23 protein-coding genes are annotated in these 24,556 nt (G+C 72.6%); 13 read left to right on the top strand and 10 right to left on the bottom strand.

What is annotated here, in order from left to right:
- Positions 1-10: 10 nt before the first annotated feature.
- Together IEZ13_RS15370 and IEZ13_RS15365 are read right to left on the bottom strand one after the other, a co-directional pair.
- Complete coding sequence (locus IEZ13_RS15370; RefSeq protein WP_183221898.1) at positions 11-1,000, bottom strand: permease prefix domain 1-containing protein; 990 nt, start codon at positions 998-1,000, stop codon at positions 11-13.
- Positions 997-1,356: a PadR family transcriptional regulator gene (locus IEZ13_RS15365; RefSeq protein WP_183221899.1), complete on the bottom strand. Its 360-nt coding sequence runs from the start codon at positions 1,354-1,356 to the stop codon at positions 997-999. The genes IEZ13_RS15370 and IEZ13_RS15365 overlap by 4 nt, the downstream gene beginning before the upstream one ends.
- 189 nt (positions 1,357-1,545) lie before the next feature.
- On the opposite strand from IEZ13_RS15365, the gene IEZ13_RS15360 reads away from it, so the two are divergent.
- Both IEZ13_RS15360 and IEZ13_RS15355 read left to right on the top strand, forming a co-directional pair.
- Positions 1,546-2,010 (top strand): Asp23/Gls24 family envelope stress response protein, encoded by a 465-nt coding sequence (locus IEZ13_RS15360; RefSeq protein ID WP_183221900.1) that lies wholly within the window; start codon positions 1,546-1,548, stop codon positions 2,008-2,010.
- A 76-nt stretch (positions 2,011-2,086) separates the two neighbouring features.
- Entirely contained in the window at positions 2,087-2,677 is a 591-nt protein-coding gene (locus IEZ13_RS15355) for a hypothetical protein (protein ID WP_183221901.1), read from the top strand.
- Positions 2,678-2,782: 105 nt separating this feature from the next.
- Here IEZ13_RS15355 and IEZ13_RS15350 read toward each other — a convergent pair whose 3' ends face one another.
- Positions 2,783-3,304, bottom strand: a complete 522-nt coding sequence (locus IEZ13_RS15350) for an RDD family protein (protein WP_183221902.1) — start codon at positions 3,302-3,304, stop codon at positions 2,783-2,785.
- Between the two features lie 26 nt (positions 3,305-3,330).
- Positions 3,331-3,723: a DUF2752 domain-containing protein gene (locus IEZ13_RS15345; protein ID WP_183221903.1), complete on the bottom strand. Its 393-nt coding sequence runs from the start codon at positions 3,721-3,723 to the stop codon at positions 3,331-3,333.
- 243 nt (positions 3,724-3,966) lie between these two features.
- On the opposite strand from IEZ13_RS15345, the gene IEZ13_RS15340 reads away from it, so the two are divergent.
- Complete coding sequence (locus IEZ13_RS15340; protein WP_229794712.1) at positions 3,967-5,319, top strand: protein adenylyltransferase SelO; 1,353 nt, start codon at positions 3,967-3,969, stop codon at positions 5,317-5,319.
- A gap of 105 nt (positions 5,320-5,424) precedes the next feature.
- On the opposite strand, the gene IEZ13_RS15335 is transcribed toward IEZ13_RS15340, so the two are convergent.
- A complete protein-coding gene (locus IEZ13_RS15335; protein ID WP_183221904.1) occupies positions 5,425-6,813 on the bottom strand; it encodes an aminotransferase-like domain-containing protein in 1,389 nt (462 codons plus the stop codon).
- Between IEZ13_RS15335 and IEZ13_RS15330 the strand changes: the two genes are divergently transcribed.
- Genes IEZ13_RS15330 through IEZ13_RS15320 form a run of 3 tightly spaced genes read left to right on the top strand, consistent with a single transcriptional unit; the run spans position 6,812 to position 11,010 of the window.
- Positions 6,812-7,795 (top strand): DMT family transporter, encoded by a 984-nt coding sequence (locus IEZ13_RS15330; protein WP_183221905.1) that lies wholly within the window; start codon positions 6,812-6,814, stop codon positions 7,793-7,795. The two genes, IEZ13_RS15335 and IEZ13_RS15330, sit on opposite strands and share 2 nt — an antisense overlap.
- Positions 7,770-9,395: an N-6 DNA methylase gene (locus IEZ13_RS15325; protein WP_183221906.1), complete on the top strand. Its 1,626-nt coding sequence runs from the start codon at positions 7,770-7,772 to the stop codon at positions 9,393-9,395. The genes IEZ13_RS15330 and IEZ13_RS15325 overlap by 26 nt, the downstream gene beginning before the upstream one ends.
- Before the next feature lies 1 nt (position 9,396).
- Positions 9,397-11,010 carry a TM0106 family RecB-like putative nuclease gene (locus IEZ13_RS15320; protein ID WP_183221907.1) on the top strand — a complete coding sequence of 538 codons (1,614 nt, stop codon included), beginning with the start codon at positions 9,397-9,399 and terminating at the stop codon, positions 11,008-11,010.
- A 76-nt stretch (positions 11,011-11,086) separates the two neighbouring features.
- Here IEZ13_RS15320 and IEZ13_RS15315 read toward each other — a convergent pair whose 3' ends face one another.
- Together IEZ13_RS15315 and IEZ13_RS15310 are read right to left on the bottom strand one after the other, a co-directional pair.
- Complete coding sequence (locus tag IEZ13_RS15315) at positions 11,087-12,004, bottom strand: replication initiation protein (RefSeq protein ID WP_183221908.1); 918 nt, start codon at positions 12,002-12,004, stop codon at positions 11,087-11,089.
- 93 nt (positions 12,005-12,097) lie between these two features.
- Positions 12,098-13,474, bottom strand: coding sequence for a cellulase family glycosylhydrolase (locus IEZ13_RS15310; protein WP_183221909.1), 1,377 nt, complete (start codon positions 13,472-13,474; stop codon positions 12,098-12,100).
- A gap of 905 nt (positions 13,475-14,379) precedes the next feature.
- On the opposite strand from IEZ13_RS15310, the gene IEZ13_RS15305 reads away from it, so the two are divergent.
- Complete coding sequence (locus IEZ13_RS15305; protein ID WP_183221910.1) at positions 14,380-14,673, top strand: hypothetical protein; 294 nt, start codon at positions 14,380-14,382, stop codon at positions 14,671-14,673.
- A 142-nt stretch (positions 14,674-14,815) separates the two neighbouring features.
- Here IEZ13_RS15305 and IEZ13_RS15300 read toward each other — a convergent pair whose 3' ends face one another.
- Positions 14,816-16,357 carry a serine hydrolase domain-containing protein gene (locus IEZ13_RS15300; protein WP_183221911.1) on the bottom strand — a complete coding sequence of 514 codons (1,542 nt, stop codon included), beginning with the start codon at positions 16,355-16,357 and terminating at the stop codon, positions 14,816-14,818.
- Positions 16,358-16,481: 124 nt separating this feature from the next.
- Between IEZ13_RS15300 and IEZ13_RS15295 the strand changes: the two genes are divergently transcribed.
- Positions 16,482-17,534 (top strand): pectinesterase family protein, encoded by a 1,053-nt coding sequence (locus IEZ13_RS15295; protein WP_183221912.1) that lies wholly within the window; start codon positions 16,482-16,484, stop codon positions 17,532-17,534.
- A 59-nt stretch (positions 17,535-17,593) separates the two neighbouring features.
- Positions 17,594-18,811, top strand: a complete 1,218-nt coding sequence (locus tag IEZ13_RS15290; RefSeq protein ID WP_183221913.1) for a hypothetical protein — start codon at positions 17,594-17,596, stop codon at positions 18,809-18,811.
- On the opposite strand, the gene IEZ13_RS15285 is transcribed toward IEZ13_RS15290, so the two are convergent.
- Entirely contained in the window at positions 18,812-19,504 is a 693-nt protein-coding gene (locus tag IEZ13_RS15285) for a PaaI family thioesterase (RefSeq protein ID WP_229794711.1), read from the bottom strand.
- A gap of 111 nt (positions 19,505-19,615) precedes the next feature.
- Here IEZ13_RS15285 and kstD point away from each other — a divergent pair, with 111 nt between their 5' ends.
- Both kstD and IEZ13_RS15275 read left to right on the top strand, forming a co-directional pair.
- On the top strand, positions 19,616-21,259 hold the full coding sequence (kstD, locus tag IEZ13_RS15280; protein ID WP_183221915.1) for a 3-oxosteroid 1-dehydrogenase: 1,644 nt from the start codon (positions 19,616-19,618) through the stop codon (positions 21,257-21,259).
- A gap of 40 nt (positions 21,260-21,299) precedes the next feature.
- The gene (locus tag IEZ13_RS15275) at positions 21,300-21,731 is read left to right on the top strand and encodes a type II toxin-antitoxin system Rv0910 family toxin (RefSeq protein ID WP_183221916.1); all 432 of its coding nucleotides are present in this window, start codon (positions 21,300-21,302) and stop codon (positions 21,729-21,731) included.
- Positions 21,732-21,734: 3 nt separating this feature from the next.
- Here IEZ13_RS15275 and kstR read toward each other — a convergent pair whose 3' ends face one another.
- Positions 21,735-22,370, bottom strand: coding sequence for a cholesterol catabolism transcriptional regulator KstR (gene kstR / locus IEZ13_RS15270; protein ID WP_183221917.1), 636 nt, complete (start codon positions 22,368-22,370; stop codon positions 21,735-21,737).
- A 102-nt stretch (positions 22,371-22,472) separates the two neighbouring features.
- On the opposite strand from kstR, the gene IEZ13_RS15265 reads away from it, so the two are divergent.
- Together IEZ13_RS15265 and IEZ13_RS15260 are read left to right on the top strand one after the other, a co-directional pair.
- Positions 22,473-23,429: an acyl-CoA dehydrogenase family protein gene (locus IEZ13_RS15265; RefSeq protein ID WP_183221918.1), complete on the top strand. Its 957-nt coding sequence runs from the start codon at positions 22,473-22,475 to the stop codon at positions 23,427-23,429.
- Positions 23,410-24,552: an acyl-CoA dehydrogenase family protein gene (locus tag IEZ13_RS15260; protein ID WP_183221919.1), complete on the top strand. Its 1,143-nt coding sequence runs from the start codon at positions 23,410-23,412 to the stop codon at positions 24,550-24,552. Before IEZ13_RS15265 ends, IEZ13_RS15260 begins: the two co-directional genes overlap by 20 nt.
- The last annotated feature ends 4 nt before the right edge of the window (positions 24,553-24,556 follow it).

The raw sequence follows: 24,556 nt of genomic DNA, 5'->3' as shown, positions 1-24,556 counted from the left end.
CCTCCCACCGTCAGGACAGCGGGGCGCTGAACTCCCGCCCGGTGCCGGGCACCGGCGTCGGCAGCCCCCGGCGGGCCCGCTCGGAGCGCACCGCCACCTCGACGACGTCGTAGAGCGAGCCGCCCACCGCGATGCAGATCGTGGCGCCCGTCAGCCAGGCCAGCGGATCCGTGGCGCCCCAGTCCAGGGTGGCGATCCACTCCGGGTTGAAGAACCGCTCGTTCGCGGCCAGCCACGTCACCGGGATCGCGAACATCGCCGCGAGCACCGCGTTCACCACCGCCACCGTGCGGGACCAGGCGCCGCGACGGAACAGCCAGACGGCGTACACCCCCTCCAGGATCAACACCCCGATCAGGTACGGCCACCAGAACGACCAGTTCGCCGGGTCCAGCACGGGCACCTCGGTGAACGCGAACTGTTGCAGGACGATGACGGCGATCAGCAGCACCGCCCATCCGAGAGTGGCGACCAGCTGCACCGGCGTCGGAGCGCCCGGCTCGTAACGCGGCAGATCGTCCAGCGACCAGGCCCGGCCGCGCACCTCGCTCCGGGCCACCCCGGTGCGCTCCAGGATCGCGAAGGTCAGCGTCACCCAGAACACCATGTGCGCGCCGGCCGTCAGCGCCGTGCCGACCGCGGTCCCGATCACCTCGCCGATCGAGGCGTCCTCCAGGATCCGGATGACCACCATGACGGCGACCACGATCGGCAGGACGACGGAGAGCAGCATGACCAGGATCCGCTGCCAGGCCGGGTAGAAGACCGGGCCGATCAGGTAGCGGGGGCGGTCCGCGTAACCGTCGGCCAGCCGGTCCGGGTCGCCCAGCTCCAGCAGGGTCTGCTCGACCGCGGCCGCCCGGTCCTGGCCGCCGTCGACCCGGGCGTCCACCGCGTCCTCGATGGACGTGCGCAACTCCCGCTCGATGTCGGAGCGCTGCCCCTCCGGAACCCGGCGCAGCACGGTGAAGACGTAACGGTCGATGAGGCTGGTGGTCACTTCTCACTCCTCGAGTCGGTGCCGGCGGGGTGGTCCAGGTCTCCGATCGCCTCGTCCAGCCGCACCCACTCGTCGCGCAGCGCGGCCGCGATGGCATCGCCCTGCTCGGTGGTGCGGTAGAACTTGCGCGGCCGTGCCTCGTCGGTGTTCCACGAACTGGTCAGCAGGCCCTGCGCCTCCAGTCGCCGCAGCAGCGGGTAGAGCGTGTTCGCCTCCACCTCGAACCCGGCCGCGCTCAGCGTCTCGAGCAGCGAGTACCCATACCCCGGCTCGCGGAGAACGGTGAGGCTCGCGACGACGACCGTGCCGCGGCGCAGCTCCTGCAGATGACCGGAGAGCGTCGCATCCATTGTCATGCCAACCACGATACTGTGTCTCACACACTATCGCAACAGGCGCGCTATCGTGTCGACGGCAACCCGCGCTGCCGGCCTGCTGAAGTCGGCGGTCCGACACATGCCTGGCACGACTCCGTGAGAGGCGTGAGCCGGACTCACTAGTAGGCTCTCGCCTGGTTTCCGAAAGGCACAGGCAGAGGGACGGATATGAGTGACGAGGCCGAATTCCACGCGGACCGGACGCAGGAGTTCTACCTGCCGGCCGTGGTTCCGGCCGTGCCACCGCAGCACGGCGGGGCCGAGGTCATCGAGGTGGCGGCCTACCGCGGCGACACCAAGTTCGAGCGCGAGGTGATCGAGAAGATCGCCGCCTCCGCGGCCAAATCCGTTCCCGGCGTCGCCGAACTCGGCGGCGACGTGGCCCGCTTCTTCAACTCGGTGCTCGACAAGATCGGCCTGGACAAGGTCGGCGACGCCACCCGCGGCGTCTGGGCCAAGGTGGACGGCACCGACGTGGAGATCACCGTCATCCTGGTGATCAACGCGGGCGAGGTGGTCTCCGACGTGACCGCCAACGTCCGCCACGAGGTCATCGAGGCCGTCGAACGGTACGGTCTGCACGTCAGCGACTGCACCGTCAAGGTCGACGACATCCGCCTGCCGGAGGCCTGACCCGCCGAATCGCCCGGTGAGGCCCCCCGGCGGCCGGTACTGTCGGTTCGTCGGCGGCCTTTCACCGGGAGGGGCGATGATCACCGTTCCGGCGGGCAGCAGCCTCACCATGCGCTGCCCCGACACCCAGCCCATCGTCCTCGTCTCGCTGGCCGAGGTGAGTGCGCCGTTCCTCGCCGAACTCCCGCCCATCCCGGTGCTCAGCCTGGACGGCCCCGGCGTCCGCCGCATCGGCATCCTCGAACTCGTCACCGCCTCCGGCGTCACCTGGGTCGAGGCCGAACTGCGCAACGACCAGCTCACCGTCATCGGCGACGCCCCCACCGACGTGGTCCAGCGCCGGGCCGCCACCCGCCGCCCCGGCAACTACCCGGCCATCGGCACCGCCGAGATCGAGACCATCGACGGCCGCCAGCGGGTGCCGATCACCGGCCGGGTCGAGGACATCTCCACCGACGGCCTCCTGCTGAGAGCCACCACCGACGACAACCTGCCGGCCCTGCCGTACGGCATCGAGCGCATCCTCCTGCACGTCACCATGCCGTGGGGCGAGATGACCGCCACCATCACCACCGTCGACCAGCGAGCCGACCTGCTACGGGGCACCTTCGAGTGGATAGACCCCAGCGGAGCCACCGAACTGGCCCGCTTCTGCCTCGGCCGCTGAACAGCCGGGATCGCGGGGGCCGTACCCCGGAAGAACGACGCGAACAGCGAGACGGCCCGCCCAGCGCAACCGGGCGCCGGGCGGGCCGTCAGGCCATCAGCTGAATCAGCGGGTGACGACCGTGCTGACGATCTTGTCAGCGAGGGTCTGGCGCTTCGCGTCCCACAGCGGGAACAGGAAGCCGATGTAGCAGATGATGGCGTCGATGAAGTGCGCGAGGTCACGCAGGAACGCCTTGCCGGCGCCGATCGGCTGACCCGTGTTGGCGTCCACCAGCGTGATGCCCAGCGCCTTCTTGCCCCAGCTCTGCCCGGTCTTGCCGGCCTGGAACCAGCGGTTGTAGCCCTGCACGACGAGCGCCAGCAGCAGGAAGATCCAGTAGAAGGCGTTGACCGTGGGCAGGCCGTTCTCGTCGGTGCCCTGGCCCAGCACGGAGGCGAGGATGCTGAACGGCGCCACGATGATGCCGTCGATCAGGTAGGCGCCGACGCGCTGGCCCCAGTTGGCGTAGTTGACGGCCGGGGCGCCGTAGGCACCGGCGCCACCGTAGGGCGCGCCACCGTAGGGCGGGGGCGGCGGAGCCTGGTTGCCGTACGGGTCGTTGGGGGGCGGAGGCGGGTAGCTCATATTCGTTTCCTTCGTAGGGGGTCGGCTCATCCGAGCCGGTGCAGTTGAAATATCCAGCTCGCCAGGGCGGTCAGCCCGGCGAGCCAGCCCACCTGTCGCCGTCGCGCGGACGACCACGAGCGTGGCGGCTTGAGCACGCCCGCGGCACGCAGCGCCACGAGCGGACCGGCGACGGCGGTGAACGCCGCCAGACCGAAGATCAGAGGGTTGGCCTGGAAAGCCGTCTCGACCTGGCCGCGCACCAGCGCCACGGCGGCGGTCGTCAGACCACACGCCGGGCACGGCACACCGGTCAGCGTCCGCAACGGACACGGCAGACCCGCTCCGGTACGGGCGGTGACCGTCGGCCAGACCGCCGCCCCCACCGCGACGAGCGCGCCGAGGCCGCCCAGTCGCTCGGGGACGGAGAACTCACGCATGCACACACCTCTAGATCTCAAAGCTGGAGGATCATACGGGTGTTCGGGCCGGTTCGGCGACCCCGTATCCGCAGCGTGGAACCACTAAACGCCCGTTCGAGTGACCGATTTGGCAGTCCCTCCGCCACGTTAAGCCTCAATGCGCACCGCGGCGGTGTCCGGCTCACGACAATCCGGGCCCTCCGGTTCGGTGGCCGAGCCGCCGCCGGGCGGCCCGCAGTTCGGCGACGTAACCTCGATCGGGTGAGCGCCGCCCCCGTCATCCCTCTGACGTCCGTCTTCGCCGACACCTTCCCGGAGATGGCGACCCCCTGGCGGGCCGCTGACCCGCCCGACCCGCGCCTGCTGATCCTCAACCGCCCCCTCGCCGAGGAGCTCGGCCTGGACCCCGACTGGCTGGAGACCCCCGCCGGCGTTCGCTTCCTGACCGGCACCAACCTCCCCGAGCAGGCGAAACCGGTGGCCCAGGGCTACGCCGGCCACCAGTTCGGCGGCTACTCCCCGCGCCTCGGTGACGGCCGCGCCTTGCTGCTCGGTGAGTTGCACGGGCGCGACATCCACCTCAAGGGTTCCGGCCGCACCCCGTGGGCGCGCGGCGGCGACGGCCTGGCCGCGGTCGGCCCGATGCTCCGCGAGTACGTGATCAGCGAGGCCATGCACGCCCTCGGCATCCCGACCACCCGATCCCTGGCGGTCGTCGCCACCGGTAAGAGCATCGTCCGGGAGAACCTGGCCCCGGGCGCCGTCCTCACCCGGGTCGCGGCCAGCCACCTGCGGGTCGGCAGCTTCCAGTTCGCCCGCGCCACCGGTGACGCCGACCTGCTGCGCCGCCTCGCCGACCATGCGATCGCCCGCCACCATCCCCACGCCGGGAACGCGCTGGAGCTGTTCCAGGCAGTGGTGGACGCGCAGGCCGAACTGATCGCGAAGTGGATGCTCACCGGGTTCGTCCACGGGGTGATGAACACGGACAACATGACCATCTCCGGCGAGACCATCGACTACGGGCCGTGCGCCTTCATGGACGCCTTCGATCCGGCCACCGTGTTCAGCTCGATCGACGAGACGGGCCGTTACGCCTACGGCAACCAGCCGACGATCGCCCAGTGGAACCTGGCCCGCCTCGCCGAGTCGCTGCTGCCCCTCTTCGACGACGACCAGGAGAAGGCGATCGCCCTGGCCACCGAGGCACTGGGGACGTTCCGCACCCGCTATGCGCGGGCCACCATCGCCGGCATGAGCGCCAAGCTGGGCCTCAAGACCGACAATGCGCCCCTGGCCGAGGATCTGCTCGCCCATCTGGCCGCCGAGAAGGCCGATTTCACCTCGTTCTTCCGCAGGCTGGCCGCGGGCGATGAGACCGGCGACTGGGTCGACCGCTGGCGGGCCGAGAACCCCGACACCGAGGCGATGAACCGGGTCAATCCCATCTACATCCCCCGGAATCACCTGGTCGAGGAAGCGCTGGCCGACGGCGAGGTCCGCCACCTCCTGGAGGCGGTCACGTCACCCTTCGACGAGCGCCCCGAACTGGCCCGCTACGCGGCCCCGGCTCCGCCGGACTTCGGCACCTACCGCACCTTCTGCGGGACCTGACAAAACCCATTTATCGTACGCGTTAGGCACAGTACCGCCCTGCCCCGCGAGCCGCTGCCACGCGAGCGTCTGCCGCGCCCGCCGGGCTTACCTGCCCGCTCCGGCTCAGAGCAACACCCGGCGGAGGCGCTGGACGGCCTCGTCCATCGTCTCCGCCCCGGTGGCCGCATAGGTCAGCCGCAGGAACGGCCCGGGCGGCTCGGCCGCGTGCCAGGCCCGCCCGGGAAAGACGATCACCCCGGCGGCAGCGGCGGCCGAGGCCACCGCCACGTCGTCGGCGCCGTCCGGCAGCCGCACCCACAGGTGCAGGCCCCCACGCGGGACCACCGGCGGCGCCAGGCCGGGCAGATGACGTCGCAGCGCGTCGAGCAGCGCCGCCCGCCGGGTCGCCAGCTCGGCCCGCAGCCCGCGACGATGCCGCCCCCACGCCGGGCTGGTCACGAACTCCACTGTGGCCTGTTGCAGCGGCCCCGACACGAAGAAGTCGTCGAGCAGCCGGGCGGCCCGCAGCCGGGCGCCCGCCGGACCACGTGCCCCGAGCCCGGCGACCCGCAGCCCGGGCGCCGCCGACTTGGTCAGCGACCGCAGGTGGATGACGTGACCGTGCGGGTCGGCCGACGCCAGCGGCGCGGGCGGATCACCGTCGATGGCCAGATCGCGGGCGTAGTCGTCCTCGATCAGGAACGCCCCGGCGTCCTGGACGGCGGCGAGCACCTCCGGCCGCCGAGCGAGGGAGAGGGTCGCGCCGGTCGGGTTCGCGAACAGCGGCTGGCAGTAGAACAGCCGCGCCCCGGTGCGGGCGAACGCGGCCGCCAGCTGGTCGGGCCGCACCCCGTCGTGGTCGGCCGGCACCGGCACCACGCGCAGCCCGGCGGCGTGGGCGGCGGCCAGCGCCCCGAGATAGGTGGGCGACTCGACGAGCAGGGTGTCGCCCGGTTCGGTCAGCGCCCGCAACGTCGACGACAGCGCCGCCTGACCGCCCGGGCAGATCACCATGTCGTCGGCGCGCAGTCCGCCACCGGCCTCCCGGGCGAACCAGGCCCGCAGATCGGCCCGCCCCTCGGCCGGCCCCCGCTGCCACGCGGCCGGCTGACGGGCGGCCCGGGCCAGCGCCGCCCCGAGCGCGGCGGCCGGTTGCAGATCGGCGTCCAGGTAGCCACCGGACAGCGGGATCGCGCCGGATGGCGGTAACGCCAGTAACGCCTGCATCTCCTCCTCGCCGAACCGCCGGGGGCCCAGCGCCACCGTCTGCCAGGACAGGTCGGGTGCCGCGGCCGGGCCGGGGCGGGCCGCCACGAAGGTGCCCCGCCCGGACCGGGTCTCCACCAGCCCTTCCGCCACGAGCTGCCGGATCGCCTCGGCGACGGTGACCGGGGAGGCCTGGTGCCGGAGGGTCAGCTCACGCACCGACGGCAGTCGTGTCCCGGCCGCGGCGGTGCCCGCCAGCACTCGCAGATCTTGGACGACCCGATCGGCTGCGTTACTGTTACCCATGACGGATAAGAGTAACGCTACTGTGGCCGGAGCGATAACAGCCGGAGCCCTGGGAGTGCTCGGTTTCAGCCTGTCCCTGCCGGCCACCCGGGTGGCGGTGCAGGAGCTGGACCCGTGGTTCGTGGCGTTCGGCCGGGCGGTCGGCGCGGCCGTCCTCGCCGCGGCCTACCTGTGGCTCACCCGGGCGCCCCGGCCCACCGCGGCCCAGTGGCGGCGGCTGACCGTCGTGGCGGCCGGGGTGGTGGCCGGGTTCCCGCTCTTCACCTCGCTGGCGTTGACGAGCGAGACCGCCTCGCACGGCGCCGTGGTCGTCACCCTGCTCCCGGCCACCACCGCGGTGCTGGCCGTCCTGCGCGCCGGCGAGCGCCCGCCACCCGCGTTCTGGCTGGCCGGTGGCGCCGGGCTGCTGGCCGTCCTGACCTTCCTGGCCGCCAGCGGAACCGTCCACGGCACACTGTCCACGCCCGACCTGCACCTGCTGGCGGCCATCGCCCTGTGCGGCCTCGGTTACGCCGAGGGTGGCGCCCTCTCCCGGGAGCTGGGCGGCGCCCGTACCATCTGCTGGGCCCTGCTCGTGGCCCTGCCGGTAACCGTCCCGCTCACCCTGGCCGCCGTGTGGAGTCATCCACCGCAGGCCGGTCCCACGGCGTGGGCGGCCTTCACGTACCTCACCGTGATCTCGATGTTCCTGGCGTTCTTCGCCTGGTACGCGGGCCTGGCCCGGGGCGGCATCGCCCGGGTCGGCCAGATCCAGCTGGCCCAGCCGATCCTGACCCTGCTCTGGTCCGCCCTGCTGCTCGGCGAGCACCTGGCGCCGTCGGCCGTGGTCGCGGCCCTGGCCGTACTGGTCTGTGTGGTCCTGACCCAGCGGACCCGGAGCCAGGACCGGCGGGGATGTGTTGACACTGTTATGCGCCGCCGCCGTGAGAACGCTGGTCAACGTGTAGGGTCGGGCCGTGACGGGTCCCACCTCAGGCGCTGACGGCCGCCTCATCTCCGCCGCGGAGGTGGCACGCCTGGCCGGGGTGACCCGCGCCGCGGTCTCCAACTGGCGGCGACGACATGCCGACTTCCCCGAACCGGTCGGCGGCGGCCGCAACGCGCTCTTCGCCCTCTCCGAGATCACCGGCTGGCTCGACCGCCAGCGCAAGAACACCGACGTCTCCGACGAGGTGCTGATCTGGCAGGAGCTGCGCGCCCGGTACGGCGAGGACATGACCGCCGGGGTGGCCGAGATCGCCGAGCTGCTGACCGCCGGGGAGTCCGCGGGGCGGCTCGACGAACCGTCCCGGCTACGGCTGCGGGACATGGCCGCCGCCACCTCACCGGCCGACGTGGTCGCCGGCTTCACCGAGCGCCTGATCGCCTCCGGCGCCGCCCTGACCACCAGGCACCTGGCCCGGGCGGTCGCCCACGTGGCCGGCGACGTCACCGGCACCGTCTTCGACCCGGCCGCCGGCGCCGGCTCCCTGCTGCTGGCCTGCGTGAACCGGCCCGGCGTCCGCCTCACCGGCCAGGACGGCAACCCGGCGGCGGCCCGGCTGGCCCGGGCCCGGGCCGTCCTCGCCGGAGCCGAACTGGAGATGCGGATCGGCGACTCCTTCCAGCAGGACGCCTGGCCCGGCCTGCGCGCCGATCTGGTCGTCTGCGATCCACCGGCCGGGCTCACCGACTGGGGCCGGGACAGCCTGATGCTCGACCGGCGATGGGAGTTCGGCATCCCCACCAAGGCGGAGAGCGAACTCGCCTGGCTGCAACACTGCTACGCGCACACGGCGCCCGGTGGACGGGTCGTCTTCGTGATGCCACCCTCGGTCGCCTATCGCCGGGCCGGCAAACGCATCCGATCGGAGCTCCTGCGCGGCGGAGTCCTGGAACAGATCGTCGCCCTGCCCCCGGGACTGGTCGCCTCGCACGCGCAACCGGTCCACCTGTGGGTGCTGCGCCGCCCCACCGACGGCGAGCGCCCGGCCGCCGAGATCCGGCTGACCGACCTGACCCACGCCGACCCGGACGAGCCGTTCGCCGCCGAACCCCGGCCGGCCGTGGACGTACCGGTGATCGATCTGCTGGACGAGAACGTCGACCTCACCCCGGCCGCGCACATCCCGGTGGCCCGGGCCGACCTGGCCGGCGAATACGCCGCCGCCCGCGAGCGGATCCTCCAGGCGCTGCACCGGATCGCCGCCGCACTGCCGGATCTCACCGCCGGACCCGGATCGATCGAGGGCGGGACGCTACGCATCGCCGACCTCGCCCGCGCCGGAATCGTCGACATCGGGGAGCGGACCGCGACCTCCGCGAGCGATCAACTGGACACCGACTATCTGCGCGGATTCCTGCGCGGCTCCGCCAATGCCGCGCGCAACACCAGCGGCAGCGGAACGTTTCGGACGGACATCCGCGGTTCCCGCATCCCGCAGATGGACCTCGAGGAACAGCGCCGCTACGGTGCCGCCTTCCGTGCCCTGGACGACGCGGAAAGAGCCCTGCGTGAACTGAGCGCGCTCGGCCTCGACGCCGTCGCCCGCGCCCGCGACGGCCTCACCAGCGGCACCCTGCGCCCCGGCGAGTGGCCCTGACTTGCGGCCGCTCCTACTCGGCGGCTACGCGGCCAAGTCCTGCCCGCGCGCCGTGCACAACGACTACGACCCCACCGTGCCCCGCCCCGTGCTGCCGGTCGCGCCCGAGTTGCAGGCCCTCTACGACACCGGCGTCGACTTCGAGACCGAGGTCCTCACCGCCTGGCCGGCACTGAACCTGCCCGGCTACGTCGACCTGCGCGACCTCGACGGCGACAAACGCGTCCACATCGGCGCCACCATCGGCGCCATGCGGGCCGGCGCGGCCGTCATCGCCGGTGGCCGGCTCCCCGACGACGTCGCCGGCGGCCGCACCGGCAAACCCGACATCCTGCTTCGCGACACCGGCGGCGGTTACCACCCGGCCGACATCAAGGCCCACCACGTCCTCGACCGCAAATTCGACAACGCCCTGGCCAGCACCCTCAAGGCGCCGTCCTTCGAGGACGCCGTGGCCCTGCCCGACGGCGGCGCGCGACAGCGCGAGGAGGACCTGCTCCAGCTGGCCCACTACTGGCGGATGCTGGAGGCGTGCGGCCACCAGGCCACCCACCCGCGCGGCGCGATCTGCGGCGACGACCGCCCCGGCGATCCGCTGCTCGTCTGGTACGACCTGACGGCCCCCGCCTTCCGCACCTTCTCCCGGACCACCGGCGTCGCCACCCGCAGTGCCCTGGAACGCTACGACCACGAACACGGCTTCCGCTGCCGGGTCGCCGACGTGGCCCGCCGCCGTACCGGCGCCGCCGGCGATCCGCTTCCGCTGGTCGATCCGATCGGCCAGGCCGAGTGCGCCACCTGCCGCTGGTCGCCGGTCTGTGTCGACACCCTTCCCGGTACGGACGTGAGCGCCGTCCTCCGCGGCGCCCTGAGCGCCCGCGAATACCTGGCCCTGCGCGCGGCCGGCGTGCACACCGTGGCAGACCTGGCCGCCAGCGACCCGGAGACCCTACTCACCGGCATGTACGGCACCGAGGTCCCGCACCTGCGCACCCGCGCCTTCCGCCTCCGCAAGGCGGTGACCGCCGCCCGTCTGGCCGCCGACGGCCTGATCGTGCGCCGCCGCGAACGGGCCGACGTCCCCCGGGCCGCCGTCGAGGTCGACATCGACATCGAATGGGGCGCCGACGACCGTGTCTACCTGTGGGGCCTGCTGATCACGTCGAACGGCGTGAGCCGCTACGAGTCGTACTTCGACCCGCGGGTGACCACCGACCGGGACGAGGAACTCCTCGCCCGCCGCTGCCTCGACCGTCTCACCGCACTGGCCGCCGGGACCCCCGACCTGCTGGTCTTCCACTACGGCGCCCCCGAGCCCCGCCAGGCCCGCCGCTTCCCGCCCCTGCCGTCCGGCCCCGCCGGCCCGGACCGCTGGATCGACCTGCTGCCACTGGTCCGCGCCACCGTGGACTCCCGCGCCGGCCACGGCCTCAAGGCGATGGCCACCCACGGTCCCGGCCACACCTGGCGCGACCCCGACCCGGGCGGCCTCCAGTCCCAGTCGTGGCACGCCGCCGCACGCCAGGGCGACCAGGCGGCCGCCACCCGCCTCCTGACCTACAACGAGGACGACGTCCGGGCCACCCTCGCCGTCCGCAGCTGGTTGCGCTCCTGACAAACCTTCAGCTGGCTGTGGGCGCTGTCTGAAACCGGGCGGTTTCAAGCAGCCCCCGCGACCAGCCGGACGTTGATCATGCCTGGACCGGGCGGGGGAGGGGCCACGCACGATGGAAGGAGCCGACGCACGACGACGCCGGGCGGATCTCGATGCCCGGGGTGTCGGCGGTGACCGGCGGCAGTGGAGTGACCCTGCGGATGTCGTTGAGGCAGGCCTCGAAGCGGGAGCGGAAGGCGGCCTGGTCCTCACCCGCCGCGCTGAACCGGGCGAGCAGCGACGGCCAGGGGAACTGGCGGGCGTCGTCGAGGTACGTGCCGACCAGGGTGAGCCAGATGTAGACGTCCAGGGCGAGGCACGACTGGCGGCCCAGCGTGCGTACGGTGTCGGCGTCGAGCGGGATCCAGCGCAGCGCCGACTTGGCGAACTCGGCCTCCAGGGTGATCACCGGCGGGCATTCCGACGACGAGTCGAGGAAGCCGTCGGTCTGCCGGCTGCGGCCGCTGACCAGGAAGCCCGAACCGCCGGTCCCCTCGTTGACCCAGCCGTGCCGCAGCGTGCGGTGCAGCTGTTCCTCCAGTTCGGTGAACCAGCCGCCGCGGACGGTCGACTCGGAGAGCGAGCCGAGGCCGGCCAGGAACGCGTAGAGCCGGTGCGGCTGGAACGTGATGGTGCGGCTGCGGCAGCGGAACGCCTCGGTGCACAGGAACATCACCAGGTGCCGGCCGAGCAGCCCGTACGGGACACCGGCGTAACGCGCGAACTCGCCCTCGCTGAGACCGGACCGCCAGCTGCCGAGGCCGGGCCGGTAGTGCAGCTCGCTGTCGCCGGGGTCGGTGTCCGGCAGCACCAGGTCGGCGTGCAGCGGTGGGTAGAGGATCGTCTCACCGGATGATCCGGCGGAGCCGGGCAGGCGGCATCCGCCGTGTGCGCCGGTCTCCGGCTCGACGGTGATGTGGACGGCGACGTCGCCGTGCCGGAACGAGAAACTCACATCGTCCTCCCGCGGGGAAGTTCCTCTGCGGTGAACGAGTGATCTTCAAGAATGGGTGCCGCCCACCGTCAGGTCGATGAGCGGCACCCGGGTTCAGGAGGCGGTGCAGGTCACCGTCGCCGGGGCGGTGTTGGCGCCGGTGAAGGTGCCGGTGAATCCCCAGTTCGTGGTGGCCCCGGCGGCCAGGCGGCCGTTCCAGGCGGCGTTCTTCGCGGTGACCGTCTCACCGGAGGTGGTCACCGTCGCGCTCCACGTGTTGGTGAACCGCTGCCCGTTCGGCCAGGCCCAGCTCACCGTCCACGCGGTGATCGCGGCGCTGCCCGCCTTGACCGTGACGTCGCCCTGGAACCCGCCCGGCCACGAGTTGGACACTCGATAGGTTGCGGCGCATGCGCCGGTGGGCGCGGACGACGACGGGGAGGACGGCGGCGGGTCCGACGGCGGCCAGTTCGACGGCGAGGTCGACGGCTGCTCACCGAAGACCGTCGCCTGCTTGGAAGTGGCCTTGATCCCGTTCGCGCCGTTGAACAGCCGCTGGCCCCACGAGGTCAGCTGGGCCGGGTCGAAGTCGGTGACCATGTCGAGGTACTCGACGCCGCCCCCGTTGCCGCTCCACGACCAGCCCAGATAGCCGACGCCGAGCTGCTGCGCGGTGGCCAGGATGGTGTCCTCGTCCGGGTTACCGTCCGAATGGTTGTGCCCGAACTCGCCGATCACCAGCGGCAGCCCGGCGGTCCGGAACCGGTTGAGGTAGTCGGTGATCTCGGCGGCCGTGTCGAACACGCCGTACATGTGCACCGAGAAGACGGTGTTGCGGTTCGGGTCGGCGGCGAACACCGACGCCGCGTTGTCCCGCATGGTGAACGACCAGTCCTGGCCCCAGTTCGGCGCGTCGACCATGATCTGGTGCGCGAACCCGGCCGCCCGCAGCCGCGTGATCGCGTTCTTCGTGTCGGCCACCCAGCCCGCCGGATTGGTGTTGCCGTAGGGCTCGTTGCCGATGTTCAGGATGACGTAGTTCTCCTGGCCGTCCAGCGCGCTCTTGATCGAGACCCAGTAGTCGGCGGCCTGCGCCAGCGTCGCGGCGGCGCCCTCGTCGCCGTACCCGGTCGTGTCATGCACCTCCAGCACGCAGATCAGCTTGTTGGCCTTGCACTGGGCGATGACGTTGCTGACGTCCGCCGCGTCGTTCCTGGTCCACCGGTTGCCGCTGCTCAGCACCACCCGGACGGTGTTCGCGCCGAGCGCCTTGATGTTCGCCAGCGAGCCGAGCTGACTCGTGTACCAGGTGTGCGCGTGGTTGACGCCACGCATTACGAACGGCGTGCCGTTGCCCTCCAGGATCTGCGTGCCGGACACGGTGAACCCGGTGGCCGCCTGCGCCGGCTGGGCCACGGCCACCGCCGCGAAGCCGGCACAGAGCGCCGCCACGACGCTGGCCCACCAGGTGACTCGGGGGATGCGTTTCATGCTTGGTCTCCAGGGGACGGAGTGTTGGGAGCGCTCCCAATTTCCCTCCCGCAATTCACACTTGTCAACGCCCGGCCGTCCCCTCCCACCCTTTCCTTTCCGGTACGGGCATCCCCGCCCCCGCCGAATCCCGGCCGTCCCGCCGGCGCACGCGATCCGCTGCCCACGCACGCCCGTGCCGCCCGCGCCGGGCGTTGCCGCCCGCGCCGGGCGTTGCCGCCCGCTCACCCTCGCGACCCCGTTCCCACTCGCGCCCGTGCCGCGGCCGCCGGGCTCGCCTGCCGCTCACCCTCGCGATCCCGTTCCCACTCGCGCCTGTGCCGCGGCCGCTGGGCGTGGTTGGCTGCTCGCTCTCGCGATCTCGTGCCCGCTTGCGCCTGTGCCGCGGCCGCCGAGTCACCTTCTCGCCTGCGCTGAGCGGGTCCGGTTGGCTTCCCAGGTACGCACACCGCCGGCCCGCGGCCGTGACGCCGGTCGCGGCGAGCGGGCGGTTACGGTTCTCCGTATCGGGTGGGCGCACATGATCGATCACCAAGTGCGGGCAGGCGCACACGGCAGGAACGGCGAACGGGCAGGTGCACACGGAAGGAACTGCGTGAGTACCCGCCAAGCTCATAGGTCATGTAGGTGCCCACAGATCCAGGATGGTGTGCTCCGGCCTTGCCGGAATCCGCGATCGCCCAACCGCGTGACAGGCTGCGCGGCCGTGAGCAGGCGATGCGGGGGGCTGGGAAGCCGGCCTCGCCCCAACGTTCCGGCGTGGCTTGCGACGGGTGACCGATATGTCCCGGCGTTGGCGTGATCTTCGTCCGAGCGGCCTTGACAGGATCGTCGGCAGCGCACCAGAGTGACGCATTCACCCCCGCTGACCTGCGAATACGCAGCTATGAAGGACGAACGCGCACATGGATCTGCATCCGGACGACCACGACGAGCTGACGCACGGCAGCTCCAGCCTCGAGATGTGGCGTCGCAGTGATCACGCGGTTCAGGTGGCGGAGGAGCTGATGCGGATGAACGGCGGCACGGTTCCGATGAGTGACCTGCTGTGGCTGGGCGCCGAGTCGTTCCTGCCGCGGCAGTGGGAGGCCGGTTGCGCGCCGGAGCCGGTCGAGGCCGCGGTCCTGGTCTACAACCGCTGGCGCAAGCTGGAGGAACGCCGCCTCCAGCGCCGTCAGCAGACTGGTGAGAACTACTGACCGCCGGCCATTCGGCATGAGCCGACCGTGGCGCCGCCGCTGAGCAGTCCCCATCTTCCGTGCCGCACCGCGCCGTGCCGCACCGCGCCGCACCGCGCCGTGCCGGGCCGGGGCGCGACGGGGCGCGACGGGTAGGGGCGCGTCAGCGGCGGGGCGGGTGGGGCAGGGTGGCGGGTAGCGGCGCCGGGGTGTGGCCGGTGGCGCGGAGGGTTGCGGTGCCGGGCGGGGTGCGCCGGAAGAGGCGGCCGCTGAAGCGGAGCCAGCCGACCGAGCCGTCCGGGTCGCGGACGAAGTCGGCCCGGGTGTGCGCGTCGGTGCCGTCGGGGGCCCACACCAGCACGTGGTCGCGACGGTAGAACGGCAGCACCATCGCCTCGGCGCTGTCGGTGCGGCCGCTCAGACGGCCGCCCGCGGCGACCAGGTCGAGTGCGATGGACGCATGCTCGCCGGCGAAGCCGATCTGCTCGGCCACGTAACGGCCCTCGTACCCGGCCAGCTGGGCGGGGGTGAGCGAACGCGGGGTGGCCGGCAGGTTGTGCAGGCCGGCCAGGCGGGTCAGCGCCCAGTCGTCGGCGAACAGTTCGGCGAGCAGGGCCGGGCCGCTCTCCGAGTTGGTGAGGACGGTGAGCGCGAGGCCGCGTTCCGGTACGAGCAGGAAGCCGGAGTGCTGGCCGGGCAGGTCGCCGCCGTGCTGGACGACGCGCGGGCCCTCGGCGGTGGGGCGCAGCATCCAGGTGACGCCGAAGCCGTCGACCTCGACGAACAGCGTGCCGCCGGGGCCGGGCCGCCACCGCATGGCCCGCAGTGAGCGCCGGGTGAGCAGCGGGCCGCCGTCGCCGAGGTGGAAGCGGGCCCAGCGCAGCTGGTCGCGGGCCGTGGAGTAGAGGCCGCCGGCCGCGTGCAGGCTGCGCGGGATGGCCAGCGCCTCCGGCACCGGCACCGGGTCGCCGGACGCGTCGGCGCCGTGCGGCACGGCCACCGTGGCGCCCGCCAGCTCGTCCAGTGTGAACGCGGTGTCCCGCAACCGGAGCGGGTCGAGGACCAGGGATCGCAGGGCGCGTTCGTAGACGGTGCCGGTGGTCACCTCGATGAGCCGGCCGGCGAGACCGATGGCCGCGTTGTTGTACGCCATCACCGCACCGGGCGGGGTCAGCTGCGGCGCCGTCTCCAGGGCCGCCACGTACTTCTCCAGGGTGTCGTCGCCGCTGCCGGTGTCGGTGAAGACGTCGCCGAGCCAGCCGGCGCTGTGGTTGAGGACCTGCCGCACGGTGACCCCGGGGGAGGTGGTGGTCCGGAAGCCGGGCAGGTAGGCGCGGACGGCGCGATCGAGGTCGAGGCGCCCGCGTTCGGTGAGCCGCATCGCGGCCGTACCGGTGAAGGTCTTGGTGGTGGACGCGATCCGGAAGACGGTGTCGCCGTCGACCGGGGCGGGAGCGGCCACGTCGGTGACCCCGAAGCCGCCGACGTATTCACGGCCCTGGTAGTAGAGGCCGTAGGCGACGCCGGGAATCCGGTACGCCGCCATGCCGGCCCGGATCTTCTCTTCGAGCTCACGGACCGCGGCGGGAACGCGGGCCCCGGTGACGGCGGCGGTAGCGGGCGAGGCGGCGGCTCCGGTGGTGACCGCCGCGGCGCCGGCCGCCGCGGTGCGCAGCAGGGACCGGCGGGAGATCGGTTCGACCATCACGCCACTGTATCCACGCCTGTCACTCACGCCGAAGATTTCGTTGACGTCGTCCGGCGACCCGTCTACGGTGGCGAGGAAAGCGCTTTCCTCCAGCGCAATCCCCTCATCAAGGAGTTGTGGTATGCGTCGGCGTACCTTCCTCGGCATGTCCTCCGGCCTCGGCATCGTGGCGACCGGGCTGACCACCACCCCGGCCCTCGCGGGCGGCCGGCGACCGGACCTGACAGTCGCCGTCGACGGCAGCGGCGACCACACCGGAATCCAGGCCGCGATCGACGCGGCCCCGGCCGGGGCGACCGAGCCGTTCGTCATCGGCGTGCGCCCCGGCACCTACCTCGGCCAGGTCGTCGTCCCCGCCACGAAGCCGTTCCTGGAGCTGCGCGGCCTCGGCCGCCGCCCGGACGACGTGGTGATCGCCGACGACCGCGCCAACGGCACCCTCAAGCCGGACGGCACGCCCTGGGGCACCTCCGGCAGCGCCTCGGTAACCGTCAGCGGCGCCGACTTCCGGGCCGTGAACCTGACCTTCGCGAACCTCTTCGACGAGGCCGCCCACCCGGAGATCACCAACCGGCAGGCGGTGGCCGTGCTGACCCGTGCCGACCGGCTGATCTTCGACCGGGTGCGGTTCCTGGCCAACCAGGACACCATGTACGTGAACAGCAGCGCGGCCGGCGTGGTGGCCCGGGTCCACCTGCGCGACTGCTATGTGGAGGGCGACGTCGACTTCATCTTCGGCCGGGCCACCGCCGTCTTCGACCGCTGCCGGATCCACTCGCTGAACCGCGGCAGCACCCCGAACGGATACGTCACCGCGCCGAGCACCGACATCACCAACCCGTACGGGCTGCTCTTCCAGCGCAGCCGGTTCACCTCGGACGCCCCGGCCGGGACCGTCCTGCTGGGCCGCCCGTGGCACCCGAGCAACGACCCGAACGCGATCGGCCAGACGATCATCCGGGAGTCCTGGATCGGCGCGCACATCCCGGACGTCGCCTGGAGCGACTTCGGCGCCTGGCCGTGGGAGGAGGCGCGGTTCTTCGAGTACCGCAACGCCGGGCCGGGCGCGATCGTGTCGGCGAACCGGCCGCAGCTGACCGACGGGCAGGCCGGGGAGTACACCGCCGCGGCGTTCCTGCGGGGCGGTGACGACTGGGCCCCGGAGCGGTGCTGAACCGCCCGTGCGGGTGACGACGGCGGGCCGGGACAGAGACGGCCACATATTCTCGGCCCGTGCCGGTCTCTCGTAAGCGCAAGAAGTCCCAGAAATCGGCGGCGGCAGCCAGGGCGAGCCGCCGACGCGACCACGCCCGGAGGGTGTCGCTGTCCAACATGGTCTCCGGTTGGACGGAGGCGTTCACCCGCCGGGTGGAGGCGGCCCGCCCGCACGCCCGGGCCCTGGCCGAGTCGCTGCGGGAGTCGCCGGCCACCGGCACCGCCCTGGAGGACGAGCTGTGTTTCCGGCTCGGCCCGCTGCTCACCGAGCTGGCGGATCGCACCCCGGCCGATACCGCCGAACTGCTCGCGGCCGCCGAGAGCGGGCACCTGGACGAGCTGCTCGCCAAGAGCGACGACTACATCGGGCCGGAGCACTTCGCCGAGGCGCTGGCCGACGCGGTCGCCGATACGGGCGCTGACCGGGTGCGCGCCGCCGTCACCGCGATCCTGCCGTCGCCGCTGCGTGAACGGACCGGCCTTGCGGCACCCGGCCCGGCGCTCGGCGGCCCGGTGCTGTGGACCCCCGACCGGTACGGCACCCGCTTCGCCGTGGTGGCGCCGTTCGCCGTGCCGGACGCCCCGGTGCGCTGGTACCTCTGGGACGTCGACACGTGCACGGTCACCCCGCTCCCGGTGCACGCCGGCTTCTATGCCTCACCCGAGGAGGCCCTGGCCGCGTGGCAGGTCGGCGTCGGCCCGGTCGCGGCGGGCGGCACCTCGTGGCGCGCGGCCGACGACCCCGAGCTGCTCGAGGACGTGCTGCCCGCGCTGTTCGGGCTGACCGCGCTGGGCGGCGAGTCGGCCGAGCAGCACGCCGAGTACCTGCGCTGCCGCCGCCTGGCCGAGACGGTCGTCGCGTCGCTGCCGCGGCACCCGGTCCCGCGCGACCGGGCGGATCTGCCGGAGCTGGCCGCCGAGTGGATGGGCCGCTGGCCGGACGCCCAGGACGAGGCCGGCGCGGTGCTCGACGCCTGGCCGCTGGACGTGCCCGCGCTGGCGCTCGGCTGCTCACCGCACCGGGTCGCCTACGTGGCCCAGCAGATCCGCGAGGAGTACGGCGACGAGGCCGGCCCGATTCTCGCGCTGCTGCCGGGCTGGGTGGACCTGCTGGCCACCCGCAACGGGCTCACCCCGGAGCTGGTGGCGCGCGCCCGCCCGTACGCCGAAGGTCTGACCCATCCGGATGTCGCCCCGGGCGACCGCGACGCCCACCAGGCCCGCGTCATCGAGTGATCAGCCGGCCCGGGACTCCTCGCCGCGCCCGGCGATCGCGCCGAACAGCCTCCGCGCCTGCTCGGCACGCAGACCGACGAACACGCCGGTCGCCGCGACCAGGATCTCGCCGGGCTCGGCCGCGGTGGCGATCGATCCGGCCACGGTGACCCGCCGCCCGTCCACGTCGACCACCTCGGCGGTCAGCCGCAGCGGGGTGAGCAGCGGGACCGGTCTGCGGTAGCCGGTGTCGAGCCGGACCGTCATGCCCGGATTGCCGGAGGCGCCGGCCGCATAGCCCAGCATCTGGTCGAGCAGCATGGCGCTGACCCCGCCGTGCGCATAGCTGGGCGGCCCCTCGAAGGCCAGCCCGAGCGTGCAGGCGCCGACCGTGATCTCACCCTCCTGGTGGATTTCCAGCGGCGGGGCGAAGGCGCTGCCCGCCCCGGTCACCGGGTTGTAGAGGCGCACCCCGGCGCGCATGTCGTCGGCGGACGGCGGCTCGTGCCGGCCGCGGGCCCGCTCGCCCAGCGGTGCGGCCGCCTGCCGGATCCGCTCGGCGGCCCGGCGCAGCTCCTCGGTGGGCGCCTCGGTGGCGGTGGCGTGCTCGATGAGCAGTCGCAGCGCGTCGCCCAGGTCGCTGATCGCCTCGCGGCGGCGCAGCAGCGCGTCGTCGACGGCGTGCAGCCGGCGGCCGTTCTCACTGTCGGTCACCCTGTCAGGCTCCCTCACGCCAGCCCCATCGGACCTAGTGAATCTCATCACACTGCTATAACCTGTTCTAGTTATTGCGGACACGTAAACGGCCCGGCGGATGGGGAGGCCATGGCGGTCACCGTGGAATACGACGTGGTCGTGGTGGGTGCCGGCGCGGCCGGGATGACAGCCGCCCTCACGACGGCCCGCAACGGACTGAACACGGTTCTCATCGAGAAGGCGCCCGTCTACGGTGGATCGGCGGCCCGGTCCGGCGCCGGGATCTGGGTGCCGAACAACGACGTTCTGCTCGCCGCCGGGGTGCCGGACACGTTCAGCAAGGCCGACACCTACCTGGCGGCCGTGGCCGGACCCGAGGTGCCGGCCGCCCGCCGTCAGGCCTTCCTCACCAACGGGCCGCGCACCATCGCCTTCCTGCAACGCTGGACACCGCTGCGGTTCGCCTGGATGAAGGACTATCCGGACTACTATCCCGAGCTGCCCGGTGGCATGCCCAACGGCCGCTCGATCGAGCCGCGGGCCCTCGACGCCAACGTCCTCGGTGACGAGCTGGCCCACCTCAACGGGCCGTACCAGGCCAGTCCCGCCGGAACCGTGGTCTACACGATCGACTACCGGTGGCTGTCGCTGGTCGCCCGCCACCCGCGCGGCGTCGCCACGGCCAGCGAGATCCTCTGGCGCTATCTCCAGCTCGCGGCCCAGGGACAGAAGCCGGTCACCATGGGCCAGGCGCTGGCCGGTGGACTGCGGGCCGGGCTGATCGCCGCCGGTGTGCCGGTCTGGCTGAACACCCCGCTGCTCGACCTGCACGTCGAGAACGGCCGGGTGGCCGGGGTGCTGGCCCGGCGCGACGGCGCCGAGACGCTGATCCGGGCCCGGCGCGGCGTGGTGATGGCCAGCGGCGGGTTCGAGCACAACGAGCGGATGCGCAAGCAGTACCAGGCCGCGCCGATCGGCACCGACTGGACGATCGGGGCGGACTCCAACACCGGCGACGGCATCGAGGCCGGCGAGCGGGCCGGGGCCGCGCTCGCCCTGATGGACGACGCCTGGTGGGGGCCGATGATCCCGCTGCCGGGCGAGCCCTGGTTCTGCCTCTCCGAGCGGACCCTGCCCGGCACCATCTTCGTCAACCGGGCCGGGCAGCGGTTCGTCAACGAGGCCGCGCCGTACAGCGACGTCGTGCACGTGATGTACGAAAAGGGCCACATCCCCTGCTGGATGATCACCGACCAGGACTACCGGAACCGCTACCTGTTCAAGGACCTCGCCCCGCTGCTGCCCTACCCGGACGAGTGGTACGAGAGCGGCGCCCTGGTCAAGGACTGGACCCTGGCCGGGCTGGCCGCGAAGATCGGCGTGCCGGCCGGTGCGCTGCGGGCCACCGTCGACCGGTTCAACGCGCAGGCCCGCGCCGGCCGGGACACCGACTGGCACCGGGGCGACAGCGCGTACGACGCCTACTTCGCCGACCCCACCAACACGCCCAGCCCCTGCCTCGCGCCGATCTGGCTGCCGCCGTTCTACGCCTTCACGATCGTGCCCGGCGACCTCGGCACCAAGGGCGGGCTGCTCACCGACGCCCGGGCCCGGGTGGTGCGCCCGGACGGCTCGGTGATCCCCGGCCTGTACGCCGCCGGAAACGCCAGTGCCGCCGTGATGGGCCACAGCTACGCCGGCGCCGGCTCCACCCTCGGACCCGCGATGACCTTCGGACACGTGGCCGGCCTGGACCTGGTCACCACACCGTGACGAAGGCCGGGCGGCCCCACCCCGTGATGAGGAGGAAGACATGCCCAAGGTGAGCGTCTCGGCCACCACCACCGCCGAGCCGGACAAGGTGTGGCAGGTCATCACCGATCTGCCCCGCACGCCCGAGTGGAACGCCATGCACCAGGGCTTCACCGGCGAGGTGCCGGCGACCGTGGCCGAGGGGACCACGTACAAGCAGAAGGTGAAGCTGATGGGCATGCCCGCCGAGATGGCCTGGAAGGTCGTCGCCGCGGACGCCCCGAACCGCCTGGAGATGGCCGGCGACGGCCCGATGGGCGTCAAGGCGAAGAACCGCTTCGTCATCGAACCCGAGGGCGCCGGCTCCCGGGTCACCTACGAGATGGAGTTCGCCGGGCCGGCGCTCAACGGGCCGATGGCCGCCATGCTGGAGAAACAGGCCGGGCCCGCCGCGCAGCAGGCCCTGGAGAAGCTGACCGCCCTGGCCGGGTGACGCTCAGCGGACCAGCAGCCGGGTGGCCAGCTCGAGGTGGTTGACGACATCGTTCGCCGACGCCCGGCGGGTCACCCAGGCCACCAGGTTGGACAGCCACACGTCACCGATCACCCGCGCCTTGGCCCGGTCGTCGGCGGTCGGCTCACCGTCGTCGCCGGCGTGCATGGCCCGGGTCAGCATGTCCTCCATGAGGCCGGCCACCGCGTTGACCTCGGCGCTCGCCGACGGGTCGGCGAACATGAAGGCCCTGGTCATCGCCTCGGCGAGCAACGGCTCGCGCTGCATGGTCCGGGTCATCCGGCCGAGGACGTAGAGCGTCCGGTCATACGGCGTATCGCCCGGAACAGGCTTCTTGCCGATCTTGTCCTGGATCGTCTCGAACTCGCCGGCCAGCGCCGACACCAGCAGATGGATCTTCGAGGGGAAGTAGCGGTAGAGCGTGCCCAGGGCGACCCCGGCCCGCTCGGCGACCGTGCGCATCTGCACCGCGTCGTAACCGCCCTTGGACGCCAGCGCCAGCGTGGCCTCCAGGATCCGGCGGCGCCGGTCGCGCTGTGCGGCCGAACCCGCGATGTCGGCGCCGGTGAGCGCGCCGCGCGCGGTGGCCGTGGTGGTACTCGTTCTCGTGACTGCCATGGTCGCCCTTTCGCCTCTGAATCAAGCCTAGCAACGGCGCGTTGCGTCCCTGTGTCACCCGACCGTGGTGCGCCCAAACTGAAACGTGTTCTAATCAGTGTCATGGATTTTCAGCCGGACGGGTCACACCAGGCGATCAGCCGGCTCGCCGGTGAGGTGCTCGACGGGAGCGCCGGCGATCCGGACAAGGCATGGGCCGCTCTCGGCCAGACCGGACTGCTCACCCTCGCGGTCCCGGAACGCCTCGGCGGCGCCGGCCTCGGCGTCCTGGAGACCACCCTCGTGCTCACCGAGATCGGGCGGCGCGCGCTCGACCTGCCCGCCCTCGGGCACCTCGTCGCGATCCTCACCGGCGCCCACGAGCCCGGGCGGACCTTCGGCATCGCCGTCGCCGAACCGGGTGACCCGCTGCCGGCCGCGCCACGGACGACCTTCGCGGACGGGACGGTCACCGGGGTCAAGACCGGGGTCACCGCCGCCGACCGGCTGCTCGTCACGGTCGCCGGCCCGGCCGTCGTGACGATCGACCCGGCCGGGCCCGGCGCCACCCTCGACCGCGGCATTCTGCGCCTCGACCGGGCTGCCGCGCATCCGCTGGGCGACGACAAGACCCATCAAGACCTTCACCGGTACGCCGTGAGCTGCGCCTGCGCACTCGGTGACGGCGCACTGGCCGGGGCGCTGGCGCTCACCGCCGAGCACGTGCGGACCAGGCGGCAGTTCGGCCGGCCGCTCGCCACCTTCCAGGCGGTCGCCCAGCAGATCGCCGACGTCTACATCGCGAGCCACACCCTGCACCTGGCGACCCTCGCCGCGTCCTGGCGGCTCGGCACCGGCCGGGACGCCGACGACGACCTGCACGTCGCCGCCCAGTGGCTCACCGCCGAGGCGCCGCCCGCCGCCCGTACCTGCCATCACCTGCACGGCGGGCTCGGGCTGGCGATCGACTACCCGCTGCACCGGCACACCACGCTGATCCGGGACCTGGTCCGCTTCCTGGGCGGCGCCGAACACCGGCTGACCACACTGGGGGAGCGGCTTGTTCATCGACCTGACTGACGAGCAGCGTGCGTTCCGGGACGAGCTTCGGTCGTACCTCGCCGGGGTCCTGACGCCCGCGCAGCGTGGCGAGCTGGCGCGGGAACGGCTCGGACCCGCCTACCGCGACGTGGTGGCCCGCCTCGGCCGCGACGGCCGGCTCGGGCTGGGCTTCCCGGTCGAGTACGGCGGGCGCGGCCCCGGCCCGGTCGAGCAGCAGATCCTCGTCAACGAGGCGGCCCGCGCGGACGTGCCGCTGCCCGCCGTCACGCTCCAGACGGTCGCACCCACCCTGCTGGCGCACGGCACCGAGGAACAGAAGCGGTTCTTCCTGCCGCGGATCCTGGCGGGGGAGCTGCACTTCGCGATCGGCTACACCGAACCGGAGGCCGGCACCGATCTGGCCGCGCTGCGGACCCGGGCGGTGCGCGACGGCGACGAGTACGTGGTGGACGGCCAGAAGACCTTCACCACCGGGGCACACGACGCCGACTACCTGTGGCTGGCCTGCCGCACCGACCCGTCCGCCGAACGCCACCGCGGCCTGTCGATCCTGATCGTCGACACCCGTGACCCCGGCTACGCGTGGACGCCGATCATCACGAGCGACGGGTCGCACCACGTCAACGCCACCTACCTCACCGGTGTCCGGGTGCCGGTCAGCCGCCGGGTCGGGCCGGAGAACGGCGGCTGGCGGCTGCTCACCGCACAGCTCAACCACGAGCGCGTCATGCTCGGCCCGGCCGGGCGGATCGGCGCCCTGCACGATCGGGTGCGCGATTGGGCGTACGCCCATGGGGTTTGGGAGATCGCGGAGGTCCGCCGCGCGCTGGCCCGGACCCACGCGGCGCTGCGTGTCAACGAACTGCTCAACTGGCAGATCGCCGGCGGCGAACCGGCCCCGGCGGACGCCTCCGCCACCAAGGTCTTCTCCTCCGAACGCCTGCTGCGGCTCGGCCAGGAGCTGGAGGAACTGGTGGCCCGCCACGGTGACCCGGCCGATCCGGGCACCGCGGACCTGCTCGACTGGCTCGGCCTGCACGCCCGGCGCGACCTGGTGCTGACCTTCGGCGGCGGCGTCAACGAGATCCAGCGCGAGATCATCGCCAGCGCGGGCCTCGGCCTGCCCCGAGTGCCCAGGTAGGTCG

The organism is Actinoplanes campanulatus, from assembly GCF_014647795.1.
GTDB classification, from domain to species: domain Bacteria; phylum Actinomycetota; class Actinomycetes; order Mycobacteriales; family Micromonosporaceae; genus Actinoplanes; species Actinoplanes campanulatus.
The sequence above is the reverse complement of the archived record's forward strand: the minus strand, read 5'-3'. Positions and strand labels throughout refer to the sequence as shown.

What these genes read in the sequence shown, in the direction of transcription:
- IEZ13_RS15365 (WP_183221899.1), bottom strand. Translation starts at nt 1,356, where the DNA reads ATGACAATGGATGCGACGCTCTCCGGTCATCTGCAGGAGCTGCGCCGC.
- IEZ13_RS15360 (WP_183221900.1), top strand. Translation starts at nt 1,546, where the DNA reads ATGAGTGACGAGGCCGAATTCCACGCGGACCGGACGCAGGAGTTCTAC.
- IEZ13_RS15355 (WP_183221901.1), top strand. Translation starts at nt 2,087, where the DNA reads ATGATCACCGTTCCGGCGGGCAGCAGCCTCACCATGCGCTGCCCCGAC.
- IEZ13_RS15350 (WP_183221902.1), bottom strand. Translation starts at nt 3,304, where the DNA reads ATGAGCTACCCGCCTCCGCCCCCCAACGACCCGTACGGCAACCAGGCT.
- IEZ13_RS15345 (WP_183221903.1), bottom strand. Translation starts at nt 3,723, where the DNA reads ATGCGTGAGTTCTCCGTCCCCGAGCGACTGGGCGGCCTCGGCGCGCTC.
- IEZ13_RS15330 (WP_183221905.1), top strand. Translation starts at nt 6,812, where the DNA reads ATGACGGATAAGAGTAACGCTACTGTGGCCGGAGCGATAACAGCCGGA.
- IEZ13_RS15335 (WP_183221904.1), bottom strand. Translation starts at nt 6,813, where the DNA reads ATGGGTAACAGTAACGCAGCCGATCGGGTCGTCCAAGATCTGCGAGTG.
- IEZ13_RS15310 (WP_183221909.1), bottom strand. Translation starts at nt 13,474, where the DNA reads ATGAAACGCATCCCCCGAGTCACCTGGTGGGCCAGCGTCGTGGCGGCG.
- IEZ13_RS15305 (WP_183221910.1), top strand. Translation starts at nt 14,380, where the DNA reads ATGGATCTGCATCCGGACGACCACGACGAGCTGACGCACGGCAGCTCC.
- IEZ13_RS15300 (WP_183221911.1), bottom strand. Translation starts at nt 16,357, where the DNA reads ATGGTCGAACCGATCTCCCGCCGGTCCCTGCTGCGCACCGCGGCGGCC.
- IEZ13_RS15295 (WP_183221912.1), top strand. Translation starts at nt 16,482, where the DNA reads ATGCGTCGGCGTACCTTCCTCGGCATGTCCTCCGGCCTCGGCATCGTG.
- kstD (WP_183221915.1), top strand. Translation starts at nt 19,616, where the DNA reads ATGGCGGTCACCGTGGAATACGACGTGGTCGTGGTGGGTGCCGGCGCG.
- IEZ13_RS15275 (WP_183221916.1), top strand. Translation starts at nt 21,300, where the DNA reads ATGCCCAAGGTGAGCGTCTCGGCCACCACCACCGCCGAGCCGGACAAG.
- kstR (WP_183221917.1), bottom strand. Translation starts at nt 22,370, where the DNA reads ATGGCAGTCACGAGAACGAGTACCACCACGGCCACCGCGCGCGGCGCG.
- IEZ13_RS15265 (WP_183221918.1), top strand. Translation starts at nt 22,473, where the DNA reads ATGGATTTTCAGCCGGACGGGTCACACCAGGCGATCAGCCGGCTCGCC.